The organism is Providencia stuartii (assembly GCF_029277985.1).
In the GTDB taxonomy this organism is placed as follows: Bacteria; Pseudomonadota; Gammaproteobacteria; order Enterobacterales; family Enterobacteriaceae; genus Providencia; species Providencia zhejiangensis.
In genome coordinates, this window is the sequence record NZ_CP119546.1 from 467108 (window position 1) to 480298 (window position 13191).

At 39.5% G+C, this 13191-nt stretch carries 12 protein-coding genes; 4 read left to right on the forward strand and 8 right to left on the reverse strand.

Annotation, left to right across the window (positions count from 1 at the left end; genetic code table 11):
- The first annotated feature begins 5 nt into the window (after nucleotides 1-5).
- From P2E05_RS02000 to P2E05_RS02010, 3 genes are all read left to right on the forward strand, one after another.
- Complete coding sequence (locus tag P2E05_RS02000) at nucleotides 6-1325, forward strand: hypothetical protein (protein ID WP_276122989.1); 1320 nt, start codon at nucleotides 6-8, stop codon at nucleotides 1323-1325.
- A 53-nt stretch (nucleotides 1326-1378) separates the two neighbouring features.
- Entirely contained in the window at nucleotides 1379-2131 is a 753-nt protein-coding gene (locus P2E05_RS02005) for a fimbrial biogenesis chaperone (RefSeq protein WP_276122990.1), read from the forward strand.
- A gap of 139 nt (nucleotides 2132-2270) precedes the next feature.
- Nucleotides 2271-3281, forward strand: coding sequence for an isoaspartyl peptidase/L-asparaginase family protein (locus P2E05_RS02010; protein ID WP_269724003.1), 1011 nt, complete (start codon nucleotides 2271-2273; stop codon nucleotides 3279-3281).
- Between the two features lie 83 nt (nucleotides 3282-3364).
- Here the strand turns inward: P2E05_RS02010 and P2E05_RS02015 are convergent, their stop codons facing one another.
- The 8 genes from P2E05_RS02015 to P2E05_RS02050 all read right to left on the reverse strand — a co-directional run bounded on the left by P2E05_RS02015 (nucleotide 3365) and on the right by P2E05_RS02050 (nucleotide 11908).
- Complete coding sequence (locus P2E05_RS02015) at nucleotides 3365-3844, reverse strand: FidL-like protein (RefSeq protein WP_154635631.1); 480 nt, start codon at nucleotides 3842-3844, stop codon at nucleotides 3365-3367.
- Entirely contained in the window at nucleotides 3845-4825 is a 981-nt protein-coding gene (locus P2E05_RS02020; protein ID WP_154621983.1) for a winged helix-turn-helix domain-containing protein, read from the reverse strand.
- A gap of 477 nt (nucleotides 4826-5302) precedes the next feature.
- A complete protein-coding gene (locus P2E05_RS02025; RefSeq protein ID WP_163860591.1) occupies nucleotides 5303-7309 on the reverse strand; it encodes a TonB-dependent receptor plug domain-containing protein in 2007 nt (668 codons plus the stop codon).
- Nucleotides 7310-7434: 125 nt separating this feature from the next.
- The gene (modD, locus tag P2E05_RS02030) at nucleotides 7435-8280 is read right to left on the reverse strand and encodes a ModD protein (protein WP_154621795.1); all 846 of its coding nucleotides are present in this window, start codon (nucleotides 8278-8280) and stop codon (nucleotides 7435-7437) included.
- Nucleotides 8277-9095, reverse strand: coding sequence for a class I SAM-dependent methyltransferase (locus tag P2E05_RS02035; protein WP_276122991.1), 819 nt, complete (start codon nucleotides 9093-9095; stop codon nucleotides 8277-8279). The genes modD and P2E05_RS02035 overlap by 4 nt, the downstream gene beginning before the upstream one ends.
- 10 nt (nucleotides 9096-9105) lie before the next feature.
- On the reverse strand, nucleotides 9106-9873 hold the full coding sequence (locus P2E05_RS02040) for an ABC transporter ATP-binding protein (protein WP_251464950.1): 768 nt from the start codon (nucleotides 9871-9873) through the stop codon (nucleotides 9106-9108).
- Complete coding sequence (locus tag P2E05_RS02045) at nucleotides 9870-10874, reverse strand: FecCD family ABC transporter permease (RefSeq protein WP_269723405.1); 1005 nt, start codon at nucleotides 10872-10874, stop codon at nucleotides 9870-9872. The genes P2E05_RS02040 and P2E05_RS02045 overlap by 4 nt, the downstream gene beginning before the upstream one ends.
- The gene (locus P2E05_RS02050) at nucleotides 10871-11908 is read right to left on the reverse strand and encodes an ABC transporter substrate-binding protein (RefSeq protein WP_196713976.1); all 1038 of its coding nucleotides are present in this window, start codon (nucleotides 11906-11908) and stop codon (nucleotides 10871-10873) included. The genes P2E05_RS02045 and P2E05_RS02050 overlap by 4 nt, the downstream gene beginning before the upstream one ends.
- A 203-nt stretch (nucleotides 11909-12111) precedes the next feature.
- Between P2E05_RS02050 and gntR the strand changes: the two genes are divergently transcribed.
- Complete coding sequence (gene gntR, locus P2E05_RS02055) at nucleotides 12112-13107, forward strand: gluconate operon transcriptional repressor GntR (protein WP_276122992.1); 996 nt, start codon at nucleotides 12112-12114, stop codon at nucleotides 13105-13107.
- Nucleotides 13108-13191: the final 84 nt, after the last annotated feature.

Sequence of the window (13191 nt, forward strand, 5' to 3'; positions counted from 1 at the left end):
TCTGTATGGTTAACAAATTTATTTGTCACTTATCATCAACGATGTTGATTTCAGTATTATCGACGAGTGTTTTATATTCTTCTTCAGCTAGTGCATTTAATGAATTAAATGCTGGTACAGCGACACTTGAGCTAATGGGTATTATTGATCTGGATGATTCACTACCAGTGGGAACACCTTATTATCTCGATGCGCGGTTATTAGGCCCCTCCAATTTAACATTTACCCCCCCTAAGCGAGCGATTTACTCTACAACACATAGTATTGGCGTACCAACAAATCAGCATAACTATGCCTTGTGGAGTACTGACAAATTCATACTCGCCCTAACAACATTTCAGAGTGATTGTCGGGTTGGTAATTTGGCTAATGACTTTGTTAAGAATAATACAGTCTTAGGGCAGGGCAAGAAATTTGCTTTACGTTTAACGCATGTTGAAGATAGTTCATTAGTTGCTTATGTCGTACCGGCACTCAAATATGATATACAATTAGATTTACCTAAAAACCCCACACCTTCAAACATTAAATCGAGCTATTCTGGCTATCTTACTGAAACTCCACCCAGTGGGCTCATATCAGAATCTCCTTTGGAGTTAAGCTATAAAACTCATTACAACATTTGTTTCAGGCTACCTCAAACGGTTGTTATGGGGAAAGGTGGGAGTAAATCTCTTACATTCTCTGTGGGTAAACCGTTAGAAGTCTACTTAAATAAGCCCCCTAGACCAGGTAATTTTGTTATGGTTCCAACCCGATTTTTTCTGTCAACCCAAGGAGCTGACGGTAGTAGCCCACAGTTTCCAGATGTAGGTAGTGTATCAACTGGAAGTATAGGGTTAAATATTAGGACATCAGTCAAAATAGTCCGCGCATGTAACATTAAAAATGCAACAAATACTGTGATTAATAAAGTGATGGGGCGAGAAAATGCCGTCTACGAGGACTCAAAAATAACGTTTTCTTGTACGCAAGGCGGGAATCCATTATTTGTGTCTGCAATCCCAAGAGAGGGGGAGGTTGACGCTTCAAATAACACCAAATTGATGTTAACGAAAACCGATGCTGGTGAAGTAAAAGATCGTCCTTGGTTAATGGCTAAACCTTATTTAGATGGTTCGGCAACACCGACAATTGATTGTAATGCACCAGCGGCAAGTGGTCTTTTGCCTTTTGATAACTCGGATTTACCATTAAATCAAATATCAGCAGATAGTCAGGTTCCTATGAATTTAAATATCCGATGGGCTATGTGTTCAAAGGACACTGTTGCTCCCGGTAAATATAAAGGGCGTGTTGAAGTATTGGTATTCTCTAAAATTTAGTCATATTATCATATTGTGAATATTTACAAGGTTGGGAATATAAAAGGAGTACCATGAAATTTTTGTTAAAATATTTATGTTTTTTACCGATATTACCTGTGTTTTCTGCTTTTGGTAATATTCAAGATGATATTACTTTTAGGATGCTACGAAATACTTATACAGAAAAAGAAAAAAGTACTTCGGTTAAACTTAGTAATAAAGGGGAGAGATCCTACTTAGTTCAAGGTTCAATGGAGCTGCTAGATGAAAAAATTGGGAATGAGCTAATTACGGGAAAAAAGGAGGAAATTCCTTTTATTATTACGCCACCTTTATTTAAATTAGAGCCTAAGCAAAGCTACAGTTGGCGTGTGATGTTTTCAGGCGATCCGGCTAAACTACCTGCGGATAGGGAGAGTCTCTATATTGCTAAATTTAGACTGATACCTGCCACTACAAAGCCAACTATCGCTGATGGTGTTAACTCTGAATTATCAGTTATCAATGTTGTGGCAACAAAAATTTACTATCGACCAATAGCGTTTGAGAAGTTAGAGATAAAAAATGAAATCAGTAACCTTAAATTTAAAATTGATGGTGATGAGCTTGTTGTGACAAATAATTCACCTATTTATATGGCATTTGATGAGGTTTCAGTAAATTCGGTGCCTGTGGATAGTAAAGAATTATACAAGCCATTGATTCCGAAATCAGAACAAAGGTTTAAGTTACCCAAAAAAGTGTCGCCAAGTGGTAATAAAATTGAATGGGCTGTTTTAGATGAATTTGCAATGCCAACACCGAAAAGTACAACTAAAATTTAATTTAGTGTCATAATATTTTCAATATAGGTTGGCTTTTATATTCAGTCATATTTGTATTGACACGATATCGATTAGTTTGAACGGAAATGATGAATATTATTTGTAGAGACAGCTAAATGAAATACCTATTTAATTTTATATCAATGTTGTTTTTTTTTTCTCAACGTCTTCATTTCCATCAGTAAATAACTTTCGTCTAGTGATCCACGGTGGGGCTGGTGATATTACAGAGCAACATATTACTATTGAGCAGAAAAAAGCGCACGAAGAAAAACTGACAGAAGCTTTGCAAGCGGGATACGGTATCCTTGCTCAAGGCGGCGACAGTGTTGATGCCGTACAGGCAGCGGTGATCGTCATGGAAGACTCACCACTTTATAATGCAGGTAAAGGAGCCTCTTTAACGACAGATAATAAAGTGGAATTAGATGCTTCTATTATGGATGGGCGAACTCGGAAAGCAGGTGCTGTCGCGGGGGTGTCGAATGTTAAAAACCCCATCATGGCAGCTTACAAGGTCATGACTAAAACGCCTTATGTGATGATGGGCGGGGTTGGCGCTGAACAATTTGCTAAGTCTGAAGGGCTTGATATTGTAGATCCCACTTATTTTATGACTGAACAACGCGTTGAACAGTTAAATAAAGTCAAAGAAATTAGCCGTAAAATCGATCATGAGAAAGGCGCGAATGCCGCTTTATTTGTTGATCCGCTGATGTACGATTACAAATATGGAACGGTAGGCGCTGTGGCTATTGATACTCGAGGGAACTTAGCTTCCGCCACATCGACTGGCGGTAGTACCAATAAACATTATGGCCGTATTGGCGATTCACCCATTATTGGTGCAGGCACGTATGCGGATAATAAGACAATAGCGATCTCTACAACGGGGCTAGGTGAAGTTTTTATGCGTTCTGTGGCTGCTTATGATGTCGCCGCACAAATTCAATACCAAGGCATCCCATTATCTGAAGCGGGTATGAATACCTTAAATACGGTGCGCAACCTAGGTGGAACGGGGGGCCTTATCGCAATAGATAAAAATGGCAACTTTATTATGCAATTTAATACCAAAGGCATGTTTAGAGGAACAATTGCAGAAGATGGAATTCCTCAAGTGGCTATTTTTAATTCTAATAGCCATTGATTAGCCACCGCACAACCAGTTTTGAATAGTTTTCCATGTTGGCGATTTGCCTACTTAAAACAGCAATGTTAGTAGGCTTTTTTTTATTTATCTGCATAACAGGTGAACGATGAATAAGCTTCATCTTTAATAATATAAATATTATCATTCATTTTTGTCACATTAATGTAATAATTTATTTTCTCTTCTTCTAATTGAATGAAGTTAGCGAAGAGGGCTTGAGGGACGTTATCTGAGCTGGTAATAGATAATGTTTTAAAACGAATAGAGTAATTGTTTTTTTTATCAATCGATTGGTAATTAAAATAGAGCGCTCTATCAAGGCGATAGAAAACATTATTCTCTTTGACATAACCATACATATTCATTCTTCCCATATTATCACTGGTAACCAGAATACTTGTTTTTGATTTTAGCATTAGCCCGTCATCAGTACCGTTATCTTTTATCCAGAGAATATCAGAGTGACAAAGATTTACGTCATCACTCTCAGTGTGCAGGGCAAATGATGTTATTAACACTAAAGTGAAAGAAAATAAAAGCAATAAAATGTATTTTTTCATTTAAATTCTCTGATCATTAATTGATACGCAGTCGTATTGAGTATTTTTTTCCTTACAGATACTAATGGATATGTTTTTATCAACAGGTTGGATGGTGTTTAGTTCTGAAAGTAAGATAACGCGTTTAGGTTCTTGGCAGTTAACATTGTATTTATCGAGTTTCTTGTTGACATAATCGATACTATCTTTTGTTGAACTTTCCACTAAATGAACAGGAACTTGTATTAAACATTTATCTCTCTCACTGACCGTAATATAGTCATTCTCTTTCATGCTCGCGTTAGAGCTTGTTATAAAATGAAAGGCAAAAGTTAATGAAACTGAGAAGAGAGCAATAAAAGCAACTACCATATAACTACTTTTTAACTTACTTTGTTTTCTTATTTTTTTTGTATCTTTTTGTTCTGTTAATGTTAATTCTAATGGTTCATGATGCTGTGTGTTCCTTGGGGGATATTCAGTCACAGGTGGCTGACTATCAATGGGATTAGTGAGCAATTCTTCGCGACTATGCTCAATATTTTGCTGAGGGGAAGGGTCTGACAATATATAATTATTTTTACTTAAAATAATGTTGTTGTCATTGTGAACCACCATTTCTTCCTGTAAAAGGTCAGAATTGTTTTCATTAGTGATTATTTCTAATGACTCACAATCAAAGCGAAAACCTTTTTTAGGAACAGTGATGATAGATTTAGGATCTAAGCCGATGAGTTCGAATTTTTTTCTTATCTCGCTAACATAAGTATTGAGATTATTGTTTGACCCTACAAGGCCATACTCCTCCCAAACATTAGTCAGTAATTCTTCTCTTGTGGCGATTTTTGCACGTTGATTAAGAGTGATGATTTCACTCAATAAGCGTGATGCAGGCTTTGATAACTCTACAAATTTATCGCTTTCATCTTTTAAGAAAACAATACTTTTGCTTGTCTCAAAGATAAATGTATCGTTAATCAGATAATCTTTGTTATTTGTCATAAACACGGTTTGCTCTCTCTAATTCTAACTCTAGAACAGCGAAATTATTATAATCAACTGAATCAGTTTATAATTTTTAGAAAAATTTAATTAATTTATATTTTTATAAATATTTTTAATGCATATAGTCTAAATACGGATTGAATTAACTTCAAGTATATAGAAGTGAGCTTTTTTGTATCTTGCTATCAAATATATTGATCTAAGTGATGTAATGGAGTTATGGTTTGTTTTTTTATTATTTTTTAGTTTTATATTTTGTTGAGGTGCATTTTTTGTGTGTAAAAAACAATATATTTCTAAAATGTGGCTTTTGGTTAGTTAGCGGTCTTAAAAAAGGAGATTAATTGAGAGAAATCCTAAGTGATACTGCTTAATTATTAAATTGTTTTTGAAAATGTCAATTTAATAAAAATGATAAGTGCTTTTTTTTATTATTAGGCGAGAGGGAGAATATCTCGCCTAATTTAATTTTATTTAATAGTTGTATTCAATACCTAACCAGTAGTTACGCCCTTCTTCAATATACCCTTTTGTGTATTGGTATGATTTATCAAACAAATTGTTAATTGATAAATTTATAGATAAACCATGATTTAGATCATAATCCATGCGAATATCTGTTTTTGCAAAACCGTGAATTTTGTCATCTTTATCAATATAATTAAAAGCCCAGCTTCTTGCTTCTTCTGTTGCCGTGATACTGAGAGATTCATATGGGGTAAATTGCACCCAAGCAAAAGCTTTATGTGTTGGCAATTCCGCAACATGTTTCACACTTTTATGTTTGGGATCTGCATGAATATAGCTGTAATTTATGCCTACACTCATCCAATCGGTGATTTCTCCATGAGTGCCTAGATCAATACCAGCATAGTTAATTTTACCGCTATTACGATTTTGATATACGTCAGAACCTGCCACGCTATCATAATACATATGGTGTGCCATAATGGCGTCAGAGACATGATTATAATAGGCGCTAGCATTATAAAACCAAGTTGGTGTGATATGGCCTTTATAAGTGGCATCAAAGGTCAGCGCGCGTTCTGCATCAAGATGAGGGTTAATGATGAAGCTGTCATTATTTTTCATCTTGTTTTTAGTATAACGCTCTTTTTGTGTTGGGAAACGGCTCCGATCTGAAACCGAGAGCTGGACGGTGTCGCTATTTTCTAAGTGGTAACGAGCCATGAATTCCCAGTTAAAAGCCTGCTGGTGGTTATCTTCATAATTCTCAATGCCAGTCACTACATTCTTGTTATTGTATAAATAACGTTTTCCTTCATCACTGCGACGCCAGTCATAACTTATCCCACCAATAATATCGAGCTTATCCGTTGCGACCCATTGATATTCGGTGGCGATTGACCATGTTTGATCTTGATAGCGGTCATAAGGAACGACTTTATTGCTACGTGCGCGATGGGTATCTTCTTTCCAATGCGCCGCAAAAGATAACATGTCTAATTCACGTAACGTAAAGTCCACTCGCATATCAATACCATTACTGTAATCATCATAATGGCTGTAGTTGTACTTGCCGTCTTTATAGTCTTGAACGGATTTATATTGGTGCAGCGTATTTTTGAACTTATCGTGATAGAGTCGACTTTGTAAGGCAATATCACTGGTGAGTTGTGTGGTGCCATTAAAGTAAAGACTCTCTTTATTATATTCTGGCCATTGCCAAATTTGTTGTTTCTTATTATCTGCACTTGGCGCACTATTTTTATCACCATCTTGTTTTAAATAAGTCAGCACATATTCGTCAGTTTCACGTGGTGTCCAACCCATCTTTAGCGTTAGGCGTTTATCATCAGTTGCAGAGTTAGTGCGTCTCCCATGGCTCCCCGCCAACGGATTATTATCAGCGGAATGAGGTAATCCCATAAACCGTTGCTGATATTGACTACCGCTGACTTGAATAAAGCCAAGGTCGTTACGTCCACCCAAGCGGGCACTCATATTATGTGCATTATCTGCACCCCGAGCAAAACCTTGATTCAGGTTAATATTCACTTCAAGAGGTTTTTTCGGTGTTGCCGTTGTTAAGTTTATCGCGCCCCCCATCAAGTTTGGGCCTTGCAACAGAGATGTATACCCCGTGGATAACTCGACGCTTGCGAGTTCACTGGTCATAAAACGCCCGAGGTCTAATGTGCCATCATAGGGGACGTAGGTTGGGATGCCATCGAAAAAAACAGGTATTTGGCGACTGTCGAAGCCACGCACATTCACCTGAGTTTCATTACGATTACCTGATTTTTGAATCACAACGCCTGGCATGGTATTCAGGGCTTGTGCAACATTCGTTCGATTTAATTGTTGCATTTGCGATTGTGTAATGACATTCGCATCAGCAGCAAGAGGCGTACTCCAAACCGTCATGACATCACGGCTTGTTTGGTCTTCTGTGGCGGCGAAACTCGATGCTGTGAATAATGCCATCCCAATCAAATAGCTAATCTTTTTTATTTTCATAGTTAAATTCCAGTTGATTAAATGCAATGTATAACTTTTTATATAACGATATTGGTGTTTATTGATAAGCGAGATCATCCATCAAATTAGGTGGATGATGCTCTGGGTTTGTATGATTGCTAGGTTCACGCTACGGAAATTTTTACCTTAATGTCTCTCGGTGGGGCGTAGTAGGGAGCCGATGTGACAAATAAAGAAATGCCTGTTTGCGCATATTCTTCTATGGTTTGTAAATTGATGCCACCGGCCGCGGATAAACGGCACAAGCTGTTTTGTTTATAAATATCTTGCTGTAACTGGCGGATTTGTTGTGGCGTAAATTTATCTAATTGCACAATATCAGCCCCTGCTTGAATGGCTAGATTCGCTTGTTCGATATCATCCGCTTCAACAATAATCTGCTGTTCGGGCGCGGCAATTTTTAATGTATTAATATGTGCATGCCAGTCATTAGGTGCTGCGAGACAATTGCGATGATTGGTAAATAATAAAATACTTTCAGCACAGCCTGCTCGATGAATCATTGCGCCGCCTGCCAGTATTGCGGTGAGGGCAAATAATTTTGTTCCTGGTACGGTTTTTCTTGTGCAGGCTAATTGTGCATTGGGCTGGTGGTGCTTAAGTATAGAAACCATTTGGTGGGTGTAGTGGCTGACTCCGCAACACCATTCAAGTATATTTTGTACCGCTTTCCATCCTTGATGAAGAGCTTCTACAGCGCCTGTGGCCTTAATTAGGCCGCTATTCTCTGCAACGATTTCACCATCGCGAAAATAGCCTTGGCAATCAAGACCTAATTTCTTGAGCATTCGTAAGGCGATTTCAATACCACTAATACAACCACCTTGTGTAGAGGTAAACGTCATAGTACCTCGTTGGTTGTGTAGACCTAAAGAGCGTGTGGTTAAATCACCATACAGAATATCATCAAGGAGCAACTGATCGATTATGCTATCAGAGAGATATATCATAGTGTAAGACTCGCTTCATCGACCACGTCCCACGAGACCATCGCCCAATTACGTGAAGGATAAGGGATGCGTTTTCCTGAGCTGATGTGCTGTGCATAGTATTGATGTAATTTGGTTATCTCGTCAGTGGTTAAGTTTTTTAGTGACCAATTGACGCTATCGACAAAAGCATCGACACTCGCGAAGCCGCTATTATCGGAGCTATTGATAAAATCAACGCGAGCATTGATCCCCATCTGATGCAAGATATTAACTGCATAGATATAAGTTGGCAGGCGCACCACTTCACGACCAATAGAGTGAATGATATTCTCATCAATAAAGGTTGGGTTCACGGTATGGGTTGTGTAAACGCGTAAGTTGGCTTGGCGGTTAAGCTTCAGTAAAGCAGCTTTAAGGTCATCGACTAACGTTGAGCGTGATGCAATCGCGATATCGACTTTTGGTAAGTGAGTCCAATCGTCTTCCCATGCTAATTGTTCGAATTGCGCATTATTAATATTCAGCGCGCTAGCGCGTTCTCTGGCCGCGTCTAACATGCCTTGGCTGTAATCAATACCGATGACCGATGTCAATTGGTTTGCAAGGTTTAAACACACAGAACCGGGGCCACATCCAACATCGAGTAGTGTTTTTGCATCTGTAAAATCCATTAACTCACGAAAATGTATTAAATAAGGGTCGTGTGGATTTGCACAAGTTTGTGCCATTTTTTGGGCTTTTTTATCCCAATGCTCGGGTTCTTTACGTGAACGTTGTGCCTTTTGCATATGATCTTGATACATTTTGGCAAAATCTAATTGGTCAATAAGCATAACTGTGGCCTTAGCAAGTAAAATGAGTAGGAAACTGAAAATGAGTAGCAATACTCTTTTCGTCAGTAGAATAGAGTTTTGCTAAGTTAGTGAGTGTTAACATACTCTGAGCTGAACCTTGTCTTGCTCCATACGCTTTATCAAGCAAAATGACGTTATCGGCGATAGCGGCAGCATGTTGTGGATGATGAGTTGACATGAAAATGGTCATTCCATGCGCTTTTAATTGTTCAACTTGTGTTAACAAACGAATTTGGTTGCCAAAGTCTAAACTCGCGGCGGGTTCATCCATAATCAGCATAATTGGGTTTTGGATTAAGGCGCGGGCTATCAATACTAACTGTTTCTCACCACCACTGAGTGTGCAGTATAAACGTGATTCAAGGTGAGCAATGCCCAACTTGTTGAGTTGCTGTAATCCCAGTGTGCGTTCTTTGGCTCTAGGCGCTGAAAATAATGAAATATGAGGGCTGAGTCCCATCATCACCATATCAATAACAGTAAAGGTGAAAGGCGTATCATGCGCTTGAGGTACGTAAGCGATCACTTTGGCGATATCGCTTGATTTATAAGTGCTGAGCGGTTTTTCTTTTAATAAAATACGCCCTTCAATAGCAGGTATAAGTCCTAACAACGTTTTCATTAAGGTTGTTTTACCACAACCATTGGCCCCGAGAAGACATGTTATTGCGCCCGTTTCTAGTGCTAAGCAAAGTTGCGTTAAAATCGCTTGACGATGATAGCCAATAGCCACGTTTTCTAAGGTTATCAGGTTCATTTGACTCTCCGAGTTTGCAACAGGATAGCCAAAAAGAAAGGCGCACCGACAGCCGAGGTTAATATACCAAGGGGCAGTTCAATGGCGGCGATGCTACGTGCTAATGTATCGGTGATAAGTAGCATAATCGCCCCTATAGCCATAGAGGCTGGTAACTGATAGCGAAAGTTAGCGCCTACTATCATTCTAGTGATATGGGGAACGATTAATCCAATCCAACCAATAATTCCCGCAATTGACACTGCACTCGCAGTAATTAAGGTGGCGGAAATAATGAAGACCGCCCTCAGCAAACTGACATTAATACCTAAGCTTTTTGCTTCTTCATCGGAGAGGCTGAGTAAATTCATTCTCCAGCGCAGCAGGAGTAGTGGGATAATGCCCAGCAGCATGATTGGGAAGGCGGAAAGCAGGTCATGTTGTGTGATCGATGAAAGTCCACCTAATAACCAAAAAGTAATCGAAGGCAGTTGTGTATAAGGGTCAGCTAAAATTTTCATAAGAGAGATGGCAGAACCACATAGCGCGCTGATCGCCACCCCCACTAAGACGAGGGATAAGATAGGATCATGTTGGCGTGCCATTCGAGCGATCAAGCAGACTAAGGTCACGGCGAGTAAACCGCCGATAAAGGCAGCTAACTGGATATAGACCAATGATTGCCCTAAAAAAATGGCAATGACGGCACCCACCCCAGCGCCAGCAGATACCCCTAATATATCAGGCGAAACCAACGGGTTACGAAACATACCTTGATAAGCAGCGCCTGCAATGGCTAGCCCGCCACCGATGATGATGGCAGCTAATGTTCGAGGAAAACGAATTTGCCAAAATACAGTAGCAGTACGTGGGTCATCAATCGTTGTGGAAGTACTCAGTTCAGCCATCAATAAATTGAGGAACTGGTTAAATGTTAGTGAATACTTACCACTGTTTAATGCTATGACAAAACAGATAATAAAAACCACTAAGAGTAGACCCGATATCATTACGCGACTCATGACATTTCCAGCAATTTATCAATTTGGGCGTCAGTCAGAGGTGAGTGATAAAACAGATGGAAAAATTGTTTTATGTCATCACCAATGATTGATTCTACGTGTTGATCAAAATGACTTTGTAAACGGCGCATGCCTAACAAGCGGTTAATGCCAGGAGGGCCATCAATCCAACCAAATGGCAGACCACCAAAAGTCAGCAAATGCTCAGAGGAGACTGCATGCAAGCCTTTCCATAATGTTGAATGCCTAATAAACTCAGCGGCTTCCGGATATTGCGTAATGATAATGTCAGGGTTCCAATCATACAGCTGCTCCATAGAAACTTCAGTTAAACCTTTAAAGTTAGGGATGTCGACAACATTGCGTAAACCCAATATTTCTATAGCTTCAGTATGAATCGAGCCTTTAGTACCTGTTTGTAGCCCTTTGGCCCCTCTGGCTAGATAGAAACTAGGCGCATTAGCATGGTGTTTTTCAGCAAAGGTTTTGGCGTCTTGGAGATAATGTTGGGCAACCTCACTTAGTTGTTTGGCAGGTTGCTGAACCTCTAATAATTCACCTAATTGGCGTAACTGCTGTGGTGAATCATGCAGCCCTCCTGCAATCAGCAAATAAGGAATTCCTGTTTGTTTCGCGATTTTTTCGGCTTGAGAACGATAGGTATCGTCAATATTACCAGTGTCTATAATCAATTCGGGGTTATAATCAATCAGCTTTTCTAGCGATAATGTGCTACCACGACCCGCTAAGCGTCCGTATATAGGTAAATTTCGCCATTGCTTAGCGAATAAATGAGAATGGCCTTTTTGTAAATTAATTGAAGAAAATCCCACCATTTTTTCAGGTGCTAAAGCGAACAACAGCAGATCAGAAGGCGGACCGGCACTAATGACGCGCTGGATTTTACTTGGCTGGGGGATGACACCAAATAGTGCTTGTTCGACGTGATTATTTCTCTTCCCATAGGCAGGAAAATAATAAAGTGCCATGAACGCTGCACAGGATTTGATAAACTGTCTGCGGTTAATTCCCATAGTATTAAAAATAAGGTTCGTTATATTTATTGGTATATAGCGCGGAAAGTTAGCGAAGTCATACCTTAGAGTCAACCACAAAAGAGACATTAATAGGAAAACTCGACTATTCTGTGATGTAAATCAGTAACAAACATTGCTATCCATAAAAAGATCGCTGAACATAGTCTTAGACATTGCATGTGCTAGAAATATTGGAATATATGAAGAAAAAAAGACCCTCACTACAGGATGTTGCCGACAAAGTCGGTGTCACGAAGATGACCGTTAGCCGCTTTCTACGAAACCCTGAGCAGGTTTCTGAAGTGTTACGTGGTAAAATAGAGCAAGCGGTTGATGAATTAGGCTATATTCCAAATAAGGCACCGGATCTGCTCTCCAATGCAACGAGTCACGCTATTGGTGTGCTATTACCCTCGTTAACTAACCAAGTTTTTGCGGAAGTCATTCGTGGCATTGAAGCTGTGACAGATCGTCATGGGTACCAAACAATGCTAGCGCATTATGGCTATCTCCCCGAAAAAGAAGAAGAGCGCCTCACTTTTTTACTCTCTTATAATATCGATGGGGTCATTTTAGCGGAACGTACCCATACAGAGCGAACGCTCAGGATGTTAAAGACAGCAGGGATCCCTGTCGTTGAAATCATGGATAGCGTTTCTCCATGTCTCGATGTTGCGGTTGGTATTGATAACTTTGAAGCCTCACGACAAATGACGGCGGCAATGTTAACTCGTGGATGCCAACATGTTGTCTATCTCGGAGCCCGTCATGATGAGCGAACTGTGATTCGTTTACAAGGTTATGAGCAAGCTATGCGTGATGCTGGTCTCGAGCCGCGTAATGTGATGACACAGGTGAGCTCTTCTTATTCATTAGGTGCTAAGCTACTTCATGATTGCATACAAAAATACCCTGAAACAGATGGTTTATTTTGTACCAATGATGACTTGGCGATCGGGGCGATCTTTGAATGCCAACGCCTTGGTATTAAAGTGCCGAATGACTTAGCCATCTCAGGCTTCCATGGCCATGATGTTGGCCAAGTGATGACACCGAAATTAGCCAGTATTCTCACCCCTAGAGATAGTATTGGACGTAAAGCGGCCGAAGTCTTACTGGCGCGTATTAATGGTAAAAAGTTACCACAGACGTTATTTGATGTTGGTTTTGAGTTACTACCAGGTGAAAGTATTTAGAATTCAAAAATGATGCATCACATTAGTGAGAGAAGCATCACAGATCTCTTTATTTTCCCATAAAGATAATTGCTAAAAATAACA

Bases quoted from the DNA above. Each gene is read 5' to 3' on its own strand.
- P2E05_RS02005 (WP_276122990.1), top strand. From the start codon at position 1,379: ATGAAATTTTTGTTAAAATATTTATGTTTTTTACCGATATTACCTGTG.
- P2E05_RS02025 (WP_163860591.1), bottom strand. From the start codon at position 7,309: ATGAAAATAAAAAAGATTAGCTATTTGATTGGGATGGCATTATTCACA.
- P2E05_RS02000 (WP_276122989.1), top strand. From the start codon at position 6: ATGGTTAACAAATTTATTTGTCACTTATCATCAACGATGTTGATTTCA.
- P2E05_RS02020 (WP_154621983.1), bottom strand. From the start codon at position 4,825: ATGACAAATAACAAAGATTATCTGATTAACGATACATTTATCTTTGAG.
- modD (WP_154621795.1), bottom strand. From the start codon at position 8,280: ATGATATATCTCTCTGATAGCATAATCGATCAGTTGCTCCTTGATGAT.
- P2E05_RS02050 (WP_196713976.1), bottom strand. From the start codon at position 11,908: ATGGGAATTAACCGCAGACAGTTTATCAAATCCTGTGCAGCGTTCATG.
- P2E05_RS02035 (WP_276122991.1), bottom strand. From the start codon at position 9,095: ATGCTTATTGACCAATTAGATTTTGCCAAAATGTATCAAGATCATATG.
- P2E05_RS02045 (WP_269723405.1), bottom strand. From the start codon at position 10,874: ATGAGTCGCGTAATGATATCGGGTCTACTCTTAGTGGTTTTTATTATC.
- P2E05_RS02015 (WP_154635631.1), bottom strand. From the start codon at position 3,844: ATGAAAAAATACATTTTATTGCTTTTATTTTCTTTCACTTTAGTGTTA.
- gntR (WP_276122992.1), top strand. From the start codon at position 12,112: ATGAAGAAAAAAAGACCCTCACTACAGGATGTTGCCGACAAAGTCGGT.
- P2E05_RS02040 (WP_251464950.1), bottom strand. From the start codon at position 9,873: ATGAACCTGATAACCTTAGAAAACGTGGCTATTGGCTATCATCGTCAA.